Source organism: Streptomyces sp. NPDC020845, assembly GCF_044334165.1.
In the GTDB taxonomy this organism is placed as follows: Bacteria; Actinomycetota; Actinomycetes; order Streptomycetales; family Streptomycetaceae; genus Streptomyces.
This window is the reverse complement of the sequence record NZ_JBIRSJ010000002.1, coordinates 208,180-227,065: the sequence shown is the minus strand read 5'-3', so window position 1 is coordinate 227,065 and position 18,886 is coordinate 208,180. Positions and strand designations below refer to the sequence as shown.

The window sequence follows — 18,886 nt, the reverse complement described above, 5'->3', positions numbered from 1 at the left end:
GCTCTCCTGGAGAGCGGGCCTTACGCATGCCCAGGGGCGCGCGTCCAGACCCACAAACGGCCCACAAACGGCCCACAAACGGCCCATGAACGGCCCATGGACGGCTAGGCGCCGCCCTGTACCGTCACGGAGTCGACCGTGACGCTCTCCGCCCTCTCGATCATGATGCCCTGGCGGCCGCCGGTGATCGTGATGCCCCGGACCGTCCAGTACGAGGCGCCGTCCAGGTGCAGCCCGAACCCGTAGCCGTCGCTCGCCGTGAGCACCGCCTTCGGGGAGCCGGTGAGTGTGATCCGGGAGCCGGAGGTCCCGGAGGCGGTGATCACGAAGCCGCCGCGGTAGGTGCCGTCGGCGAGCTCGATGGTGTCGCCGGGCCTGGCCGCCGCGAGCGCGTCCTTGAGCTGGGCCGCGTCCGAGACGGGGATCGGCCGGACGGAGTGCTCACGGCCGTCCTCCGCGGCCGTTCCGGCGGCGACCAGCCCGCCCATGGCGAGGATCCCGGCGGCGGGCGCGGCGACGAGAGCACGCGTGCGGGTGGGGGTGCGGGAGTGCATGGGGGGTTCCGCCTTCCTGCCGTGGTCAGGGGTGGCACCTTCGTGACGCGTAAATGTTCTTGTGGCTGAACATGAGACGACAACGTGAACCTCTGACGGGTCGCGAAGCTAGGGGTGTCACCTGGGCGCGTCAACCCCTTCATGACGCCCTGTGACCGGTATTCGACCCGCGGCGAGAAGTATGCACGATGCACGAAAGGGTGTCGGGCGGACCGCCGTCGCGTCGCCCGGCGCGGCCCCGGACCCCACTGTCCCCAACAGGCCAGCGATCATGCCTATTTCGCGGGCGACTTCCCCAACTGCGCCGACTCCCGCGCGGCATGGCGTCGCCTCCTTCGCCCCGAATGCCGCCATCGCTGAGCGCCGCCGCGTACTGTCTTGATCCAGTCGGTTGTGCGGATGGCGCGAAGTCGAGGGCGGAGGCCGGGAATGCCGCGCCGCCGCCCGACGTTCTGGAAACGGAACACAAGGAGGAGCGGTCACAGTGCTAGATCCGCAGGATTTGTACGCATGGGAGCCGAGCGGACTCGCGGAAGTCGACGCGATAACCTCCCGGGACTCGGCCGGGCTGGTGCTGCTCTACCACTTCGACGGCTACATCGACGCCGGCGAGACCGGCGACCAGATCGTGCAGCGGCTGCTCGACGGCCTGCCGCACCAGGTCGTCGCCCGCTTCGACCACGACCGGCTCGTCGACTACCGGGCGCGCCGCCCCCTGCTCACCTTCAAGCGCGACCGCTGGACCGACTACGAGACCCCCGCGATCGAGCTGCACCTGATGCGTGACGCGACCGCGGCCCCCTTCCTGCTGCTCTCCGGGCCCGAGCCGGATGTGGAGTGGGAGCGGTTCGCGGCGGCCGTGCGCCAGCTGATCGAGCGGCTGGGGGTGCGGCTGTCGGTGAATTTCCACGGCATCCCCATGGGCGTGCCGCACACCCGTCCCGTCGGCATCACCCCCCACGGCAACCGCACCGACCTGATGCCCGGGCACCGGGGCTACTTCGACGAGGCGCAGGTGCCCGGCAGCGCCGAATCCCTCATCGAGTACCGGCTCGCGGAGGCCGGCCTCGATGTGCTCGGCGTCGCCGCCCACGTCCCGCACTACCTGGCCCGCTCCGCCTACCCCGACGCGGCGCTCACCGCACTGGAGGCGATCACCGCGGCCACCGGCCTGGTGCTGCCCGGCGCGGCCCATGCGCTGCGCAACGAGGCGCTGAAGACCCAGGAGGAGATCGAGCGGCAGATCTCGGAAGGGGACGAGGACCTGGTCGCGCTGGTCCGCGGCCTTGAGCACCAGTACGACGCGGTGGCCGGGGCGGAGAGCCGCGGCAGCCTGGTCGCCGAGCCGGTCGAGCTGCCCTCCGCGGATGAGCTGGGGGCCGAGTTCGAGCGCTTCCTGGCCGAGCGGGAGGGCGATGGGACGGCCTAGACCGCGTACGGCCCCGCGTACAGGCCCCGCGTACGGCCTGGACCGGGCCCCGGTATGGACCGCGTAGCGCCTGGACCGCGCCCGGCATGGACCGCATAGGCTGACCCCATGCTGAGGCTGGGACTCACGGGCGGAATCGGCGCGGGCAAGAGCGAAGTGTCGCGCATGCTGTCCTCGTATGGAGCGGTGCTGATCGACTCCGATCGGATCGCCCGCGAGGTGGTCGAGCCGGGGACACCCGGACTGACGGCCGTGGTCGCCGAGTTCGGGCCCGGCCTCCTCACTCCCGACGGCGCCCTGGACCGCCCGAAGCTCGGCGGCATCGTCTTCGGCGACCCGGAGCGGCTGCGCGCGCTGAACGCGATCGTGCACCCCCTGGTCCGCGCCCGCTCCGCCGAGCTGGAGGCGGCCGCCGGGCCGGACGCCATCGTCGTCCACGACGTCCCCCTCCTCGCCGAGAACGGTCTTGCGCCCCTGTACGACATGGTGATGGTCGTCGACGCGGCGCCCGGGACCCAGCTCGACCGGCTGGTGCGGCTGCGCGGTATGACGGAGGACGAGGCGCGGGCCCGGATGGCGGCCCAGGCGACGCGCGAGGAGCGGCTGGCCGTGGCCGATGTGGTGATCGACAACGACGGTCCGCTGGAGGCGCTGGAGCCGCAGGTCAGAAAGGTCTGGGCGGATCTGGTCGAGCGCGCGGCGGGCGGCGCGCGGACCGAGGGCTGATCGAGGGCTGACCGACACCGCGGTGCGGTCGCGCCCGGGCTCTGGCGGGAATGCGCCGTATGGCGCCATTGTTGTGTAGCGCGTACCAACGATCACCCGTGCCGACGACTGCCCGTACCGACGACAACTCGTACGACGACGACTCGTCCGACGACCAGCGCGCGCCGACGGTGATCGTCAGCGCGCTCCGGGAAGGAAACGGTTGTGCCCGAGCCCACGCCCGAGACCCATGTCATCGACTACCGCGCTGCCGAGCAGCTGCTGGCCGCCCGCGACCCGCGCGGCGCGGTGAAGCTGCTCGACTCGGTCATCACCGCCCACCCCGAGAACACCGCGGCCCGGCTGCTGCGGGCGCGCGCCTTCTTCGGCGCGGCGCAGCTGCGAGCGGCGGAGCTGGAGTTCCAGCTCGTCCTGGAGCGCGAACCGGACAACGCGTTCGCCCACTTCGCCCTCGGCCGCACCCTGCAGCGCGCCAACCGCCCCGCCGAGGCCACCCGCCACTTCCGCCTGGCGGCGGCCCTCGACCCGCGCCCGGACTTCGTCAAGGCCGCGCGCTTCGGCGAAAACGGCTGAGCCTCGGCCCCCGCGGGCCCGCGGGATACGGGCCGCGCACCGGCGCGTACGGCGGCACATCCCGGCCGGGCTGGTAGTGCGGCCCCTGCCGGATGTGCCGGACGACCAGGACCAGATCGGTGAGGGTGACGGCGGCCAGCACCCCGCAGACGGCCGCCCAGCCGGGCCGGTGGACCAGCCAGAAGGCCACCGTGCCCGCGACGGTCCAGGCCAGCCCCCACAGGGCCAGCGCACACCGCATACGCAGCGGGCTGCGTGCATGCAGCGGCTCGTCGCCCGTACGGATCAGTCGGCTCGGCATGGCGCACCACCTCCCACTACCTACCACTACGAATCTAACGCCGTACTCCCCGCGCGATCCCGGATCCGCATCGGATCCGCGATCTGGGATCTGGGATCATGGCCCGAACACCTGAGCATCTGAGCACCCGAGCATCTGAGCACCTGAGCACATCGATCAGCGCAGACCTCGGGCGACACCCCGGGCGATGAGGAGCCGCGCGATGATCCGCGAGTCATGGGACGAAACGGCCGCCAGGCGGGCCCGTATCCGCGGCTGCTTCCTCGGGGGCGCGATCGGCGACGCCCTGGGCAACCCGATCGAGTTCCTGTCGCTGCACAGGATCCGCGAGACCTACGGGCCGGAGGGGATCACCGCTCTCGTCCCGGACTCGGAGGGCGTCATCGGCCGGATCACCGACGACACCCAGATGACCATGTTCACCGCCGAGGGGATGATACGGGCCTGCGCCAGGTCCACAGCCAAGGGCATCGGCGGCGCCGAGGTCGCCATCGTGCGCCACTCCTATCTGCGCTGGCTCGACACCCAGAACCACCCCGCGCCGCCGCCCCCGCGGCAGGACCAGGACCTGGTCCGCTCCGGCTGGCTGCGGGAGCAGCAGTGGCTGTACGCCCGCCGCGCTCCCGGCGGCGCCTGCCTGTCCGGCCTCACCCAGGAGCACATCCCCTCGTCCTCCGACCCGCTCGACGGCACCCCCGGCCCGGTGAACACCAACTCCAAAGGCTGCGGCACGGTGATGCGCTCCGCCCCCTTCGGCCTCATCGGCACGGGCGCCCGCGAGTCATTCGAATTCGCCGCCCGCTGCGCCCAGATCACCCATGGCCACCCCACCGGCTACTACGCCGCCGGCGCCCTGGCCGCGATCATCGCCCTCATCCTCGACGGCGATTCCCTGGAGGGCGCCGTCCTCCGCACCCTGGAACTGCTCAGCCGCTACCCGGGGCACGAGGAGACGAGCGCCGCGCTGCGCAAGGCCGTCGACCTGGCCGCACAGGGCGAGCCCACCCCGGAGAAGACCGAATCGCTCGGCGGCGGCTGGGTCGCCGAGGAGGCCCTGGCCATCGCGGTCTACTGCGCCCTGGCCCATACGGCGCCGCGGCGCTCCCTCTACAGCAAGGGCGGCGGGATCGGCTACGACCCCAAGTGGCGGCGCACCCCCTTCCAGAAGGCCATGCTGCTGTCCGTCAACCACTCGGGCGACAGCGATTCGACGGGCTCCATCTGCGGCAATCTGCTCGGCGCCCACTACGGCGACCTCCGTCTGCCCCCGATGTGGCTGACGCAGATCGAGGGCCGGGGCACCATCGCCGAACTCGCCGACGACTTCTCCTCCGTGTTCCACCAGTCGATCGAGATGTACGAGTTCGACGGCATGGTCTTCCCGCGCTCCCGTTACCCCCTCTAGTCAACTACCCTTCGCTCACGCGAAGGGCTTGCGCAGCGGACGCCACTGGCTGTGGCGCTGCGCTTGCGTCCAGCCCCGCTCCCAGTTTTCGGGGGCGGGGCAGGGGTGATTGACTGCACCCCGCGTCGCCACAACTCTTCCGCGCGGGCGCGGATGTTGCGGGAGCCGTTCCGGTCCGCGTGATCAACGAATCCGCAGTTCCGGCACGCGAACCAAGCCTGGGAGACCCGGTTCGCCTTGTCGATGTGGCCGCATTCGGCGCAGGTGCGGGAGGTGTACGCCGGATCGACGTGCACTACCGGCACCCCGGCCTTGCGGGCCTTGTATGCGATGAAGCTGCCCAGCTGGGCGAAGGCCCAGGAGTGCACGGTGGCCCGTTGGGGCTTACGGAGCCGTACCCGTTCGCGGATGCCCGTAAGGTCTTCCAGGGCGATCCCGCGACCGGTGCGTTCTGCCTCGGCCACCACATGCTTCGCGATCTTATGGTTGATGTCTCTGGCCCGCCGGGCCTCCTTGCGGCGCCGCTTCTTCAACCGGCGCCTGGCCGATGGGGCGTTCTTCCGCTGCAGCTTGGAGCGCAGCGTCCGCTCGCGGGCCCGGATGCGGTTGAGACGGCGCCCCGTCAGGATCTCGCCGTCCGAGGTGGTGGCGATGTTGACGATGCCCAGGTCGATGCCCAGGAAGTCCGCCGGCTCGGTGTTCAGCGGCGCCTCGGGCACTTCGCAGGTGGCTATGAGGAACCACATGCCGTCCCGGCGCACCAGGTCCGATTCGCCCCGGCGGTGCAGGGCCAGGGTGGCCAGCTGTTCCACGGAGGCGGTGAATCTCACGTCCTTGATGCGGCCGGTCAGTGTCCAGATCGAGACCCGCCGCTGGGCGATCTGCCAGGACAGCATCCGGTCGTCATACGGCTGCGCACCCTCCGGGCGGAAGGCGATGGGCTTCCCGGTGGCCTTGCGGTAGCGCTTCGAGCCCGGCCCGCCGAGGTTCCCGGCCCTCAAGTTCGCCTTCAAGGTGGCGTACGCATCGCATGTCTTCTTTACGACATGCTGGGCGGCCTGCGCCCCGAGCCCCCACCGGGCACGGATCTGCGTATAGGTGAGTCTGCGAAGTGCGAAGTTCCGGCTGACGCCGCCTTCGTAGGCGATCGAACTGGGCCCAGCTGGCCGCCTCGTTGCAGGCGGTCAGGGTCGCCTCCAGAGCCGACGCCTGCTCGGGCGTCGGCAGGAGCTTCACTTGGACCACCAGCTTCATGGCCGCGACTCTACGTGGTTAGGCGTACAAACATTTCAGTTCCGTACGCCAGTCACCCGCACCGACGCTCCACGTCGCCATCACGGGATGCGATTCCTCCCGGTCGTGAACGACCGGGGTCCCTCGCAAGATCAGGCTGAGTTCTACTGAGTCGCCGAACAATTCGTTCGATCGCTGTCACACCCGCCTGTTAGCGTGCGGGTGTGGCGAAACTCAATCAGATCATCGCCGTGGAGAAGGGCGTCAAGTCCAAGTCGCAGCAGGACCTGACGGCCGCCCACCACGGTCTGCAGAAGCCGGTCCTGCTGGCCGGTATATCCCGTACGTACCAGCCCAAGGACGAGGAAGGCGAGCAGCTGCCGCCGGAGTCGACCCGGGTGCAGGTCAAGGCCGAGGACGTGCTCCGCGACACCGCGGCCATCCTCACCCGGCTCTTCGACGTCACCGCCACCAAGGACTGGTCGAACTGCACGGCGAGGGCGGATGTGACGGTCGAGGGCCGCACCCTTCTGCGTGACGTCCCGGTCTCCTATCTCCTCTTCCTCGAGAAGCAGCTGACCGACCTCAACGCCCTCGTCCGCAAGCTCCCGGTGCTCGACGCCGCCGAGTCCTGGTCGCTGGACCCCTCCACGGACTCCTGGAAGACCGACCCGGTCCGCACCGTCCGCACCAAGAAGGTGCCCCGCAACCACGTCAAGGCGGAGGCCACGGACAAGCACCCGGCCCAGGTCGAGGTCTACTACGAGGACATCCCGGTCGGCTACTGGACCACCGTCAAGTTCTCCGGCGCCCTGCCTGCCCGTCGCGTCAATGAGCTGCTGGACCGCGTGGAAAAGCTCCAGCAGGCGGTCAAGTTCGCCCGTGAGGAGGCGAACGGCGCGGAGGCCGTCGACCAGCGCGTCGGCGACGTGGTCTTCGGCTACCTCTTCGGGTAGCGTGATGAACTCCCCGTCCGCCCGAGCGCGGGCGGGGTGCGCGAGGAGCGCAAGCTGAAGCTGAAGCTTGTCGTGACGGCGCGGTTGTCAGTGGAGGTTCAAATCCTCCTCCCGGCGCTCACCCACGGGCCGGGATAGCCCAAGTCAGGCAGAGGCAGACCGCATCAATCTCAGACTCTCGCTCCAGACTCAGCATTCGCCGCCGATCGCCGGATCGACCGGGCCCGGGCCCCAGTCGTCGGATGCCGGTTCAAGTCCGGCCCGTGCAGCTTCGATGCGCGGTAGTTCAAAGGTAGAACACGACGGCATGAGACTGACCTGTGCTCTCAACCGAGTCGGCGTGCGCAATTGGGCGGCATCACGGGGCTCGGGGGCAGGCTACGCCCCCGGGCCCGCTCCGCATGGGCGGGCCGTTCCCAACCAAGCCGACGCCGTATCCGAACACTACGGCGGAGGCCGAGGCCCCGGCGCCCCGGTCGACCTCGGCCCCACCCCTGCCCCAACCCCTACTCGTATTCCGTGCCGCCCTTGCGGGTCAGATACGCACCACTGACCACCTTGGCGATGGCCCGTCCGCCGAGCACGGAGCTGTGCCGCTCGCTCACCGCCCGGACCACCACCCCCTCCCGGATGTGCACCCCGCTTCCGGAGACGGTCTCGCGCCCCTCGGCCAGCTCCAGCACCCGCCCGGCGTCGTACGGCCCGGTGTACAGCGTCGGCACCACCGGCAGTCCGCCGTCCAGCACCTTCGCCAGCTCCTCCGGATCCAGCCAGCGCGACCGCCCGTCGACGTCCACCGCGATGTCGAACACCGCGTAGCCGGGCACCCCGCGCCGGCTGTCGGCCCCGTACCCGAGGTCCTGCACCCCGCCCCCGTACACCTCGCCGAAGATCCCGACCCGGGCCGCACCCAGCTCGGCGGCCACCCGGGCCGCCACCGCGGGCACGCCGTGGCCGCGTACGGCCCGCCAGTACAGGTTCTTCTCGTCCTCCACCAGCGCCAGCCGCTGCGCCCCCAGCCCCTTCGACGTCACCCGCACATCCCCGCCGTCCGCGACGTACGTCAGACAGCAGGCCGTACCGTGCAGCTTCTCGGTGACCGCGACGGGCTCCCCGTCCTCGAACACGTCCGGGTAGCGCTTGAGGTTCTCGATGTCGATCCAGGGCATCAGATCCGGCGCGGGCTCCACCTGTCCGCTCATCGCGATCGGCACCGGCGGCACCCACTTGACGATCCCGAGCCGCTCGGCGAAGTCCTCGCCCTCCCGCGCCGCCCGCTCCAGGTCCACCCCGGCCAGCGCCCGCGGTCGGCACACCAGCCCCTGTGACAGCTCCCCGCGCAGCCGGATCGCCTTGACCCGGTTGTGCGCGGCCCCCGCCAGCCTCCCCGTCAGTCCCAGCTCGGCGATCAGCTCATCGGGCAGTACGGCCTGCTCCGGCACATATACGGCGAACTCACCGGACCGGAAGGCCCCCTTGGCCACCACGGCCCGGTACAGCCCCACCTGCGCCAGTTCCAGTGCGTCGGCGTTCGGGTGTTCATGAATGGTCAGCCGCTCAGCGGTGACACGCAGCGTCGACATGCTTGGGACCCCCCGTCCCTCGTTCAGTGGTGTGCCACCACTGTGGGGGGCTGACGAGCACAGTGGCCACCGAATTAGCGGCGGCGGGGTCGGGGCTGTGGGAGGTGGTCAGGCCGTGCGTTGGTTCTCCATGCGGTCCCCGCGGATCCAGCGCTGGATCTTGCGCAGGAAGGGGTAGCGCTCGCGCTGCTCGCGGGCGCTGCGGTCGAGCTCTTCCATCAGACGCATGGAGCGCTGCTCCATGTCCAACTCGTCGAGGATCCGGTCGATCTCGGCGAGCAGGGCCCCATGGAGCTGCCACTGGCGCGGATGCTGCTGGACGCGCTGGAGCAGTGCCTCGGCGGCCTCGTCGCGGCTCGAGTGGGCCTTGGCGAGCTCGTTGGCCAGCCGCGTCTCGGCCTCCTCGGCGTTGGCGCTGACCTGGGTGGTGACCAGGACCGCGAAGCTCTCGACGGCCGAGGCGAGGTGGACGAAGAGGTCTTCCAGGGCGGCTGCCACATCGGGCGGGAAGAGGGGTTCGTCGGTCCGCTTCTTGGCGAGGTCGGTGAGGGTGCGGGCCAGGACGCGCAGCACGACCATGCAGATTTCCAGGGTGTCCAGGCCGGTACGCAGCACGACGCGGTAGAGCAGCCCCTCCTTGACGCGGGGGTTGAGCCGCACGCTGTCCTCCGCCTGTCGGAGGGCGGCGTCCACCTGGGCGATGTCCTGGTCGAGGCGGCGGGCCTCGTGGAGCCGGGCGGCGGCGCGTTCGACGGGGGTGTGGCCGCCCAGCTCCTCGCCGATGTGCAGCAGCAGCCGGCGCATGCGGCGGGCCAGGTCCTCGATGGACGCGCCGGCGGTCTCGACCCACACCGGCGGGGCGAACAGGAGGTTGAAGGCCAGGCCCACCCCGGCGCCGATCAGCGTCTCCAGCACCCGGTCCCAGGCCGTGTTCGCGACCCGGGCCACACCGAGGACCAGCATCGCGCTGATCGCCACCTCGGCGACGAACTCGCTGACCCGTACGAAATGGCCGACGGTCAACGCGACCAGGATGATCAGCCCCAGGCTCCACCAGGTCAGCCCCACCAGCGCGCTGAACCCGCTCGCGATGATCACGCCTACGACCACGGAGTTCACGCGGCGGATGCCGGTGGTGATGGTGGCGTAGAGGGTGACCTGCACCACCAGCAGTGCGGTGAGCGGGGCGGTGAGCGGTGCCGGTTCACTGCTCAGCTTCAGGGCGACGACGTACGCGATGGTCGCCGCGGCCGTCGAACGCAGCGTCTGTACGACGACTGGGTCCTTCCGCCGCTTGACGAGGTCCGCCACCGGGTCGAGAACATCTGGCACCTTTTGCCCCTTCCCGCATCAGAAGTCACACAGGCATCAGTACGACGGCTTGCCACCTGAGCGGACCCTCACACGCCACGCGAAACCACGGACGGGCTAACGTGTGGGCCGTGATCACGCCATTCAACGAACACGGCGACGCCGCCCCGCTGCCGGGCAGCTCCGGCCCCACGGCCACGGTGGAGGCCCAACCGCGCCAGGTCGGCCGGGTGCGCACGCAGTACGCGCCGGACCCGGACGGCGACCCGGACCCCGGGGAGATCGTCTGGACCTGGGTGCCGTACGAGGAGATGGACGGCCGCGGCAAGGACCGGCCGGTGCTCGTCGTCGCCCGGGAGCGCGGCGGGACCCTGCTCGCCGTACAGCTGTCGAGCAAGCGGCACGACGGCGACCGCGAGTGGGTGGCCATCGGGGCCGGGCCCTGGGACCGGGCCGGACGCGACTCGTGGGTGGACCTCGACCGGGTGCTCCGGGTGCACCCCGAGGGCATGCGCCGGGAGGCCTGCGCCCTGGACCGGCCGCGCTTCGACCGGGTCGTGGCCCGGCTGAGGCAGCGGTACGGCTGGAGCTGAGCGCGGAGCCTCCGGTTTGCGGCGGGTCAGCCGTCGGCCAGCGCCAGCAGCTTGGTGACCGTGTTCCAGTTGCGGGCCGTCATCGTGACGCCGAGCGGCGCCTGCGTGACCTTCGCCGCCAGCTTGGAGCGGCCGGAGCCGTCCGGGGTGCGCAGATAGATCTCCCGGCCGGCCAGGCGGAATTCCCCCGGGGCGTACGAGGCCAGGTCCAGGGCGTCCAGCGGGGCCGTGTCGGCCGGGGCGGCCGACAGGAACACCACGTGCAGAGTCTTGGGCTCGGCCGTGGCCTCGGGGTAGGGGTTCGCCTCGACGATCGCGGCGAGTTCGTCGCGGGTACGTATGACCACCGGCACCGTCAGTCCGAGGTCGGCGGTGATGCGGTCGGCGATCGTACGGGCCGTCTGCTCGGGCGGGGTGCCGGGCTCGGCGAAGACGATGTTGCCGGTCTGGAGGTGGACGGTGACGTCGTCGAACCCCAGGTCCCGCATCAGCTCGCGCTGCCGGGCCATCGGGAACTTGTTGTGGCCGCTGACATTGATGCCGCGCAACAGCGCGATCTGGGACGACATGGCGGGGACTCCTCCGGATGGGATGAGCGGATCCTACGCTCGCGTCCAGTGGCGTGACTCCTTCGGGACACGGAGGTCCGCGTTCTGCGACGAGGTACCTGCATGATGGGGGCTGTGCGGCTCGAAGCGATCTCCTGGGAACGGCTGACCGGCGTGCTCGCCGACCGCGTCGCGGATCTGACGGCGGCGGACGGCAGCCCTTGGCTGAGGGTGGCGGTCGACGGGGCGCCGGCGGCGCGTACCGGGGAGCTGGCGGAGGGGCTGGCCGAGGCGCTGCGGGTGCGGGGGCGGCCGGCGCTGGTGGTCGCGGCGGGCGGCTTTCTGCGCGCGGCGTCGCTGCGCTACGAGTACGGGCGGCGGGACGCCGACGCGTACTACGACATGTGGCTGGACACGGGCGCCCTGTGGCGTGAGGTCTTCGACCCGCTGGAGCCCGAGCCGCGCGGCACGGGGCGGGTGCTCCCCGATCTGTGGGATCCGGTGACCGACCGGGCCACCCGCTCCCCGTATGTCGAACTGCCGCCGGGCGGAGTGCTGCTGCTCCATGGCGCGCTGCTGCTGGGGCGCTGGTTCCCGTTCGACCTGTCGGTGCATCTGCGGCTGTCCCCGGCCGCGCTCGCCCGCCGCACGGACGAGGACGAACAGTGGACGCTGCCCGCCTTCGCGCGTTACGAGGAGGAGGCGCGGCCCGCGGAGACCGCGGATGTGGTGGTCCGCGCGGACGATCCGCGCCATCCTGCCTGGAGCGGACCGGGCGCGTGAACGCCGTGCGCCGCGCCCCTGTGGGGGCGAGGCGCACGGCGCCAGGAGTGTGAGGTCCGGCGGGGGGTGGCTACGCCGGCGGGCACTCCTTCCACGCGAAGTGGTACGTGGTGCTCACGCTGCCGTCCGTCGAGTCCATGGTCATGAAGCTCGTCGTGTTGGTCGTGTCCGAGGTACCGGCATTGACCCGCAGCTCGGTGTTGATGTTGAAGTTCCGCAGCGCACCGCAGGGGGCCCATTCCACGGTGGCGATGTCGGAGACGTCGGTCGCCTGCCAGTTGTCGTCGAAGACGCCCGTGAACTCATGGGATTTCGCCGCCGTATTCGACGATCCCTGGAAGTAGTACGAGGCCTTCTCGACGCTGGTCGCGCCCTTCTCCAGGTGCGCGTAGCCGCGGTAGTCCACGCTGGCGATCGCGTACGTGAAGCCCTGCGGCACATGCACGACAAGGTTGAGCTGGCAGTTCTTTCTGAAGTCGGTCGGCTTGGCGCCCTTGCCCACTTGGGCGAGATAGTCGCTGTAGGTGACCGTGAACGCCGTGTTGTCGGGCGATACGGCCACCGCCGCGGTGCCCGCCGGACAGCCCGAACCGTTGACCGTCGCGACCGTGATCACGATTTTGTCGGGCGGCGGGTCGTCGAACGGCGATTGCGCGGACGCGGGCTGAGAGGAAACGAGTGCCGTGGCGAACAAAGCCGCGGCCACGCCTCCTGCGAACATTGCACCGGGCATGATTCTCCATTCGATCGTCTGTGGACGACGACGGAAAGCCGGGCAGGCTCCGACGCCGCCCTGGCTGGTGGAGTTTCGCGCCTTACCGGACGGAAGGACATTCCTTCCAGGCGATGTGGTAAATCGTGTTGTTGCTGCCGTCGGTCGAGTCCATGGCCATGAAGCTGGTGCTGCCCGCCGTCGAGGTACCCGCGTTCACCCGCAGCTCGGTGTTGATGTTGAAGTTGCGTTCCACGCCGCAGGGCGCCCAGACCAGGGCGCTGTAATCGGTGGAGTCGCGGGTCTGCCAGTTGTCGCTGTACGGACCGTTGAAGTCATGGGTCCGCGATGCCGTGTCCGCCGAACCCTGGAAGTAATAACTCGCCTTCTCGGTGCCTTTCGCTCCCTTCTCCAGGTAGGCGTAGCCGCGGTAGTCGACGCTGGCGATGGCGTACGTGAAGCCCTGCGGTACGTGGACGCCCAGGTTGAGCTGGCAGTTCTTACGGATGTCGGTCGGGTCCGCACCCGCGCCGACCTGGGCGAGATAGTCGCTGTAGGTCACTGTGAAGGCCGTGTTGTCGCTGGAGACGGCGACGGCGGCGGTCCCTTTGGGGCAGCCCGATCCGTTCACGGTGTTGATGGTGACCTGGATCTTCTCGGTCGGCACATCGGTGACCGACGCGCCCTGCGGGGAAATACCCGCTGCGAATAACGCGGCGACCGCGCCGCCGGCGAGCAGGCCAAAAGACATGGTTCTCCTATCGAAGGTCGATCAAGCGGTGGGTGAAGCCGTGGGGACGTGTGTTGCCAGGGGTGTGGTGCCAGGGGTGTGGCGCATGCCGACGCGCGCTTTCGGCGCGATTTCGTCGGATGTTTGGATGTCCGGATGTCCGGTAGTGGCCGCGGGCATATGCGGTCGTCCGCGGTTCTTCACGGTATTTCCGGGAGGGCCTTAACCGCTGTGTGGGGAAAGCGGTGCAGCCTTCAAGAAAGGAGCGCGCTCGCAGTGTCATGCGCGTGGTCAGTGCGCATTGGGAGCGATCTAAAGATAGGAGCGAAACGTGTCCACGACAAGACGGGTGGAGTTTTCCGGAACAAGATATTTCCCAGGCGGCATCCAGGCACAGAGCCGGACACAGGGCCCAGCTCAGACCCCAGCTCAGACCCCAGTTCAGACCCCAGCTCAGAGCCGTGCACGGATCCCGGCTCTGAGCCCGGTTCAGAAGAGTGGCTGCGGAAGGATCCCTTCCAGGGCCAGCAGCGTGCGCTTGGTCTCCAGGCCGCCGCCGAAACCACCTATGCCGCCGCCGCTTTCGACGACGCGATGGCAGGGCACCACGACCGGCAGCGGATTGCTGCCCATGGCCACCCCTACCGCCCGCGCGGCGCCCGGGTCGCCGACGCGGTCGGCGAGCTCCCCGTAGCCGACGACCGTGCCGTACGGGATGTGGTCGGCGAGCTCGCGCAGGACGCGGCGGTTGAAACCGGTGGTGAGGGACCAGTCCAGGGGGACGGTGAACTCGCGCAGCCCGTCGGCGAAGTAGCTCTCCAGCTGGCGCACGGCCGACCCGAGGTGGGCGACGCGGTCCGGTACGGCCCCGGCCGCGGAGTCGGCCGGTGAGCCCGCCCCGAAGGCAGGGTCGGGCTCCGGGGCCGTGCCGAGCCGGGCGGTGAGCCGGGAGACGGCCTTGGCAGCCGTCGCGCCGTCGGCGTGGAAGACGACCTGGGCCAGGCCCTGATCCGTCGTCGCGAGCAGCAACGGGCCGATGGGGGAGTCGAGCACGCTCCAGCACCATGCGCGGGTCTCGCGCCGCTCCGTCGGCCCGTCCTGCTCCGCCGGGATCGCCGGCCCCGGCCCTTCTGAGATCGTCACGGGTCCAGCCTAGGCGCGGGGACCGACAACGCCTCCCCGCGCCCAGGCCGCGACGCCGCTACGCCGCCGCGCCGGGCTGTGACGGCCGCTACGCCGCCGCTACGAGACCGCCGCCGGGGCGCCCGGCACCTCGTAGCCCGCGTCCTCCAGCGCGTCCCGCACTACATCCGGGTTGTTGGTGATGATCCCGTTCACGCCCATATGCGCGACGTCGACCGCCGTCTGCGCGTCGTTCACAGTCCAGGCGTAGACCTCGAACGGACGGCCGTGCGCGCCGTCCACCTCGTGGACCGCGTCGACATAGTCGGCGTCGATGGTCTTGTAGCTCGGATTGATCTGGTCGGCGAATTCCGCGTAGGTCTCCAGGTCCTCGACGGCGGGTGTGCCGAGGAAGCCGGTCTTGACGTCCGGTCGCAGGTCGTGGACCTGTTTCACGGCGTCCGCGCCGAAACTCTGGACGATCAGCTTGTGCTGGACATGGCGGCGGTCCAGCCAGCCCGCTCTGCGCAGCTCGCGCAGCGTCTGGCGCTCGATGTCCGGATACAGCTCGGGGGCCTTGAGCTCCAGGAGGAGCTTCTGGTGGTTGTGTTCCACCCGATCGAGGTAGTCCTCGAGGGTCGGCACCCCCTCGCCCGCGAACTTGGGGCTGAACCAGCTGCCCGCGTCGAGTTGCTGGATCTCGTCGAGGGTGAAGTCGGAGATCTTCCAGGGGGCGCGGTCCGGAAAGACTTCCTCGACGTCCGTGGTCCGGTTCAGCGTGGTGTCGTGCATGACGATCAGCTCGCCGTCCTTGGTCCGCTGGACGTCGTTCTCCACCCAGGTGATGCCGAGGTCGTCGGCCGCGTCGACGGCGGCGAGCGTGTTCTCCGGGGCGTAGGCGGAGGCGCCCCGGTGGGCGACGGTGACGGTGTGGCGCGACTGGTCGGTGACTTGATCGGCGTCATTGGCGTGGTCGAGGTGATCGACTCGATCGACGTGGTCGGCTTGTTCGGCCCGGGCGGCCGCCGGTGAGAGGAAGAGCGCGGACATACCGATGAGCGCGCCGGTGAGGGCGGCGGCGGGGCGGATGCGCATACGGACTCCTCGCGTCGTCTGACTCGCGTGAATCGCGGACGGGCAGAGGGTCCCAGTCGTGCCGTCCCGGAGGATAGGTGGTGGTTGGACAGAGTGAAGCACGGTCCCGCCGGGCGCCCCGCCGTGACGCGAAAGGGGTCACCCCTCCACGGCTCCGGGTTCGGCCGGTCGGCCGTTGTCAGTGGCGGGTCGTACGGTGGGTGTCATGCGGCCCGTATCTCAGATCGAACGCAAGGTGGCGCCTTTCGAGGTCGTCAGCCCGTACCAGCCCAGCGGCGACCAGCCGACGGCGATCGCCGACCTGGAGCGGCGCATCCGCGCTGGTGAGAGCGATGTTGTGCTGCTCGGCGCGACCGGCACCGGAAAGTCGGCGACCACTGCGTGGATGATCGAGAAGCTCCAGCGCCCGACCCTCGTCATGGCGCCCAACAAGACCCTCGCCGCCCAGCTCGCCAATGAGTTCCGCGAGCTCCTGCCGAACAATGCGGTTGAGTACTTTGTGTCGTACTACGACTACTACCAGCCAGAGGCGTATGTCCCGCAGTCGGACACATACATCGAGAAGGACTCCTCGATCAACGAGGAGGTCGAGCGGCTGCGCCACTCCGCGACAAACTCGCTGCTCACCCGGCGTGACGTGGTCGTGGTGGCATCCGTCTCGTGTATCTACGGCCTGGGCACCCCGCAGGAGTACGTGGACCGCATGGTGCCGCTGAAGGTCGGCGAGGAGATCGACCGCGATCAGCTGCTGCGCCGCTTCGTCGACATCCAGTACGCGCGCAACGATGTGGCGTTCACCCGCGGCACCTTCCGGGTGCGCGGCGACACCATCGAGATCTTCCCGGTCTATGAGGAGCTGGCCGTCCGGATCGAGATGTTCGGCGACGAGATCGAGGCGCTGTCCACGCTCCACCCCCTCACCGGCGAGGTCATCAGCGACGACGAAGAGCTTTATGTGTTCCCGGCCACCCACTATGTGGCCGGACCCGAGCGCATGGAGCGGGCCATCGCCGGGATCGAGTCCGAGCTGGAGCAGACCCTGGCCAGGCTGGAGAAGCAGGGCAAGCTGCTGGAGGCCCAGCGGCTGCGGATGCGGACGACGTACGACATCGAGATGATGCGCCAGATCGGCACCTGCTCCGGCATCGAGAACTACTCCCTGCACATCGACGGCCGTGAGACCGGATCCCCGCCGCACACCCTGCTGGACTACTTCCCGGAGGACTTCCTCCTGGTCATCGACGAGTCCCATGTCACCGTCCCGCAGATCGGCGCGATGTACGAGGGCGACGCCTCCCGTAAGCGGACGCTGATCGAGCACGGCTTCCGGCTGCCGTCCGCGCTCGACAACCGCCCGCTCAAGTGGGAGGAGTTCCTGGAGCGCACCGGCCAGACCGTCTATCTCTCCGCGACCCCCGGGCCGTACGAGCTCTCGCGCGGCGACGGCTTTGTGGAGCAGATCATCCGCCCGACCGGCCTGGTCGACCCCGAGGTCGTCGTCAAGCCCACCGAGGGGCAGATCGACGACCTGATCCACGAGATCCGCACGCGTACGGAGAAGGACGAGCGCGTCCTGGTCACCACCCTCACCAAGAAGATGGCCGAGGACCTCACCGACTACATGCTGGAGCTGGGCATCCAGGTCCGCTATCTGCACAGCGACGTGGACACCCTGCGCCGCGTGGAGCTGCTGCGCGAGCTGCGCGCGGGCGAATACGACGTCCTGGTGGGCATCAACCTGCTGCGTGAGGGCCTGGACCTGCCGGAGGTCTCGCTGGTCGCGATCCTCGACGCCGACAAGGAGGGGTTCCTGCGCTCCGGCACCTCGCTGATCCAGACCATCGGCCGCGCCGCTCGTAACGTCTCCGGCCAGGTGCATATGTACGCCGACAAGATCACTCCGGCGATGGAGAAGGCCATCGATGAGACCAACCGGCGCCGGGAGAAGCAGGTCGCCTTCAACAAGGCCAATGGGATCGACCCGCAGCCGCTCCGTAAGAAGATCGGCGACATCGTGGCGACCATCGCCCGCGAGGAGATCGACACCAAGGAGCTGCTGGGCACCGGCTACCGCAAGACCGATGGCAAGGGCGCCAAGGGGCAGGCGAAGGCCCCGGTGCCCGCTCTCGCCGGGCAGCGGGCGGGGAACACCGGCAAAGCTGCCAAGGGCGCCAAGGGGGCCAAGGACGGGCAGCTGACGGACCGTCCGGCCGCCGAACTCGCCGAGCTGATCGAGGAGATGACCGACCGGATGCGGGCCGCGGCCGCCGAGCTGCAGTTCGAGATCGCGGCCCGGCTGCGCGACGAGGTGGGGGAGTTGAAGAAAGAGCTGCGTCAGATGAGGGAGGCCGGCCTGTCCTGACCCCTGAGTGACCCCTGAGGTGTGCGGTGCCCGGTCCGTGCCGCCCGGTGTGTTGCAAGACCGACACAAAAGCCGGTGGGGGCGGTTGGGGGGCTTGTCCCAGTGCATAGGGTTCAAACAGGCCGTGCGGACCGGGCGGCCGCGGGGATATCGAGAAACGAGAGTAGGGACAGCGCGTGACGGTCAACATGTCCAAGGGACAGGCCATCAGTCTGCAGAAGGCCGACGGGGGCACCCTGACCGCGGTGCGGATGGGACTTGGCTGGCAGGCGGCGCCCCGCCGCGGGCTGTTCGGTTCCCGCACACGGGAGATCGACCTCGATGCCTCGGCTGTCCTGTTCGCCGACAAGCAGCCGGTGGACGTCGTCTTCTTCCGCCACCTGGTCAGCGACGACGGCTCGGTGCGCCACACCGGCGACAACCTGGTGGGCGGCGCCGGCCAAGGCGGCGACGACGAGGCCATCCTGGTCGATCTGCAGCGGGTGCCGGTGCACATCGACCAGATCGTCTTCACGGTGAACTCCTTCACCGGCCAGACCTTCGCCGAGGTGCAGAACGCGTTCTGCCGGCTGGTGGACGAGACCAACGGCCAGGAGCTGGCCCGTTACACCCTCACCGGTGGCGGGCAGTACACCGCGCAGATCATGGCCAAGGTGCAGCGCGCCGGCTCCGGCTGGCAGATGAAGGCCGTCGGCGAGCCGGCCAACGGCCGCACCTTCCAGGACCTGATGCCGCACCTCCTGCCGCACCTGTGAGCAGCTGAATCCGTCGGCCCGGTAGGCGCATCCGCCCACCGGGCCGACGTGCTCCCGGCGCCATAGGCACCGAGCACACACGCACAAGCACTTGATCGCACGTACAAGCACTCAA

At 69.6% G+C, this 18,886-nt stretch carries 18 protein-coding genes and 1 pseudogene; 9 read left to right on the top strand and 10 right to left on the bottom strand.

The features are described 5' to 3' along the window. Window positions 1–104 precede the first annotated feature (104 nt). Window positions 105–554, bottom strand: coding sequence for a hypothetical protein (locus ACH4U7_RS04940; RefSeq protein ID WP_398526622.1), 450 nt, complete (start codon window positions 552–554; stop codon window positions 105–107). A 484-nt stretch (window positions 555–1,038) separates the two neighbouring features. Here ACH4U7_RS04940 and ACH4U7_RS04935 point away from each other — a divergent pair, with 484 nt between their 5' ends. From ACH4U7_RS04935 to ACH4U7_RS04925, 3 genes are all read left to right on the top strand, one after another. Continuing rightward, window positions 1,039–1,983 (top strand): PAC2 family protein, encoded by a 945-nt coding sequence (locus tag ACH4U7_RS04935; RefSeq protein ID WP_398526621.1) that lies wholly within the window; start codon window positions 1,039–1,041, stop codon window positions 1,981–1,983. Window positions 1,984–2,091: 108 nt separating this feature from the next. Continuing rightward, window positions 2,092–2,709: a dephospho-CoA kinase gene (gene coaE, locus ACH4U7_RS04930; RefSeq protein WP_398526620.1), complete on the top strand. Its 618-nt coding sequence runs from the start codon at window positions 2,092–2,094 to the stop codon at window positions 2,707–2,709. Window positions 2,710–2,913: 204 nt separating this feature from the next. After that, window positions 2,914–3,282 (top strand): tetratricopeptide repeat protein, encoded by a 369-nt coding sequence (locus ACH4U7_RS04925; RefSeq protein ID WP_014180562.1) that lies wholly within the window; start codon window positions 2,914–2,916, stop codon window positions 3,280–3,282. Here the strand turns inward: ACH4U7_RS04925 and ACH4U7_RS04920 are convergent. After that, window positions 3,251–3,583, bottom strand: a complete 333-nt coding sequence (locus ACH4U7_RS04920; RefSeq protein WP_398526619.1) for a DUF6343 family protein — start codon at window positions 3,581–3,583, stop codon at window positions 3,251–3,253. The genes ACH4U7_RS04925 and ACH4U7_RS04920 overlap by 32 nt on opposite strands. A 202-nt stretch (window positions 3,584–3,785) precedes the next feature. Here ACH4U7_RS04920 and ACH4U7_RS04915 point away from each other — a divergent pair, with 202 nt between their 5' ends. Further along, window positions 3,786–4,988 carry an ADP-ribosylglycohydrolase family protein gene (locus ACH4U7_RS04915; protein ID WP_398526618.1) on the top strand — a complete coding sequence of 401 codons (1,203 nt, stop codon included), beginning with the start codon at window positions 3,786–3,788 and terminating at the stop codon, window positions 4,986–4,988. Here the strand turns inward: ACH4U7_RS04915 and ACH4U7_RS04910 are convergent. Continuing rightward, window positions 4,985–6,242, bottom strand: a pseudogene (locus ACH4U7_RS04910) (RNA-guided endonuclease InsQ/TnpB family protein). The gene ACH4U7_RS04915 and the pseudogene ACH4U7_RS04910 overlap by 4 nt on opposite strands. A gap of 203 nt (window positions 6,243–6,445) precedes the next feature. On the opposite strand from ACH4U7_RS04910, the gene ACH4U7_RS04905 reads away from it, so the two are divergent. Continuing rightward, window positions 6,446–7,177: a hypothetical protein gene (locus tag ACH4U7_RS04905; protein WP_398526617.1), complete on the top strand. Its 732-nt coding sequence runs from the start codon at window positions 6,446–6,448 to the stop codon at window positions 7,175–7,177. Between the two features lie 506 nt (window positions 7,178–7,683). Here ACH4U7_RS04905 and ACH4U7_RS04900 read toward each other — a convergent pair. Further along, complete coding sequence (locus tag ACH4U7_RS04900) at window positions 7,684–8,760, bottom strand: RNA ligase (ATP) (protein ID WP_398526616.1); 1,077 nt, start codon at window positions 8,758–8,760, stop codon at window positions 7,684–7,686. A 108-nt stretch (window positions 8,761–8,868) separates the two neighbouring features. Beyond that, complete coding sequence (locus tag ACH4U7_RS04895; RefSeq protein WP_398526615.1) at window positions 8,869–10,092, bottom strand: aromatic acid exporter family protein; 1,224 nt, start codon at window positions 10,090–10,092, stop codon at window positions 8,869–8,871. 101 nt (window positions 10,093–10,193) lie between these two features. Here ACH4U7_RS04895 and ACH4U7_RS04890 point away from each other — a divergent pair, with 101 nt between their 5' ends. Beyond that, window positions 10,194–10,664 (top strand): type II toxin-antitoxin system PemK/MazF family toxin, encoded by a 471-nt coding sequence (locus ACH4U7_RS04890; RefSeq protein WP_398526614.1) that lies wholly within the window; start codon window positions 10,194–10,196, stop codon window positions 10,662–10,664. A 26-nt stretch (window positions 10,665–10,690) separates the two neighbouring features. On the opposite strand, the gene ACH4U7_RS04885 is transcribed toward ACH4U7_RS04890, so the two are convergent. Continuing rightward, window positions 10,691–11,233 carry a DUF1697 domain-containing protein gene (locus ACH4U7_RS04885; protein WP_398526613.1) on the bottom strand — a complete coding sequence of 181 codons (543 nt, stop codon included), beginning with the start codon at window positions 11,231–11,233 and terminating at the stop codon, window positions 10,691–10,693. Window positions 11,234–11,347: 114 nt separating this feature from the next. Here ACH4U7_RS04885 and ACH4U7_RS04880 point away from each other — a divergent pair, with 114 nt between their 5' ends. After that, the gene (locus ACH4U7_RS04880) at window positions 11,348–11,995 is read left to right on the top strand and encodes a uridine kinase (RefSeq protein WP_398526612.1); all 648 of its coding nucleotides are present in this window, start codon (window positions 11,348–11,350) and stop codon (window positions 11,993–11,995) included. Window positions 11,996–12,065: 70 nt separating this feature from the next. On the opposite strand, the gene ACH4U7_RS04875 is transcribed toward ACH4U7_RS04880, so the two are convergent. The 4 genes from ACH4U7_RS04875 to ACH4U7_RS04860 all read right to left on the bottom strand — a co-directional run bounded on the left by ACH4U7_RS04875 (window position 12,066) and on the right by ACH4U7_RS04860 (window position 15,654). Beyond that, on the bottom strand, window positions 12,066–12,728 hold the full coding sequence (locus tag ACH4U7_RS04875) for a DUF4360 domain-containing protein (RefSeq protein WP_398526611.1): 663 nt from the start codon (window positions 12,726–12,728) through the stop codon (window positions 12,066–12,068). A gap of 82 nt (window positions 12,729–12,810) precedes the next feature. Further along, window positions 12,811–13,458 (bottom strand): DUF4360 domain-containing protein, encoded by a 648-nt coding sequence (locus tag ACH4U7_RS04870; protein ID WP_398526610.1) that lies wholly within the window; start codon window positions 13,456–13,458, stop codon window positions 12,811–12,813. A 468-nt stretch (window positions 13,459–13,926) separates the two neighbouring features. Continuing rightward, window positions 13,927–14,550, bottom strand: a complete 624-nt coding sequence (locus tag ACH4U7_RS04865; protein ID WP_398526993.1) for a methylated-DNA--[protein]-cysteine S-methyltransferase — start codon at window positions 14,548–14,550, stop codon at window positions 13,927–13,929. A 129-nt stretch (window positions 14,551–14,679) separates the two neighbouring features. After that, window positions 14,680–15,654 carry a glycerophosphodiester phosphodiesterase gene (locus tag ACH4U7_RS04860; RefSeq protein WP_398526609.1) on the bottom strand — a complete coding sequence of 325 codons (975 nt, stop codon included), beginning with the start codon at window positions 15,652–15,654 and terminating at the stop codon, window positions 14,680–14,682. Window positions 15,655–15,859: 205 nt separating this feature from the next. Here ACH4U7_RS04860 and uvrB point away from each other — a divergent pair, with 205 nt between their 5' ends. Further along, window positions 15,860–18,016 carry an excinuclease ABC subunit UvrB gene (gene uvrB, locus ACH4U7_RS04855; protein ID WP_398526608.1) on the top strand — a complete coding sequence of 719 codons (2,157 nt, stop codon included), beginning with the start codon at window positions 15,860–15,862 and terminating at the stop codon, window positions 18,014–18,016. A 176-nt stretch (window positions 18,017–18,192) separates the two neighbouring features. Then, window positions 18,193–18,771 (top strand): TerD family protein, encoded by a 579-nt coding sequence (locus ACH4U7_RS04850; protein WP_358634113.1) that lies wholly within the window; start codon window positions 18,193–18,195, stop codon window positions 18,769–18,771. Window positions 18,772–18,886: the final 115 nt, after the last annotated feature.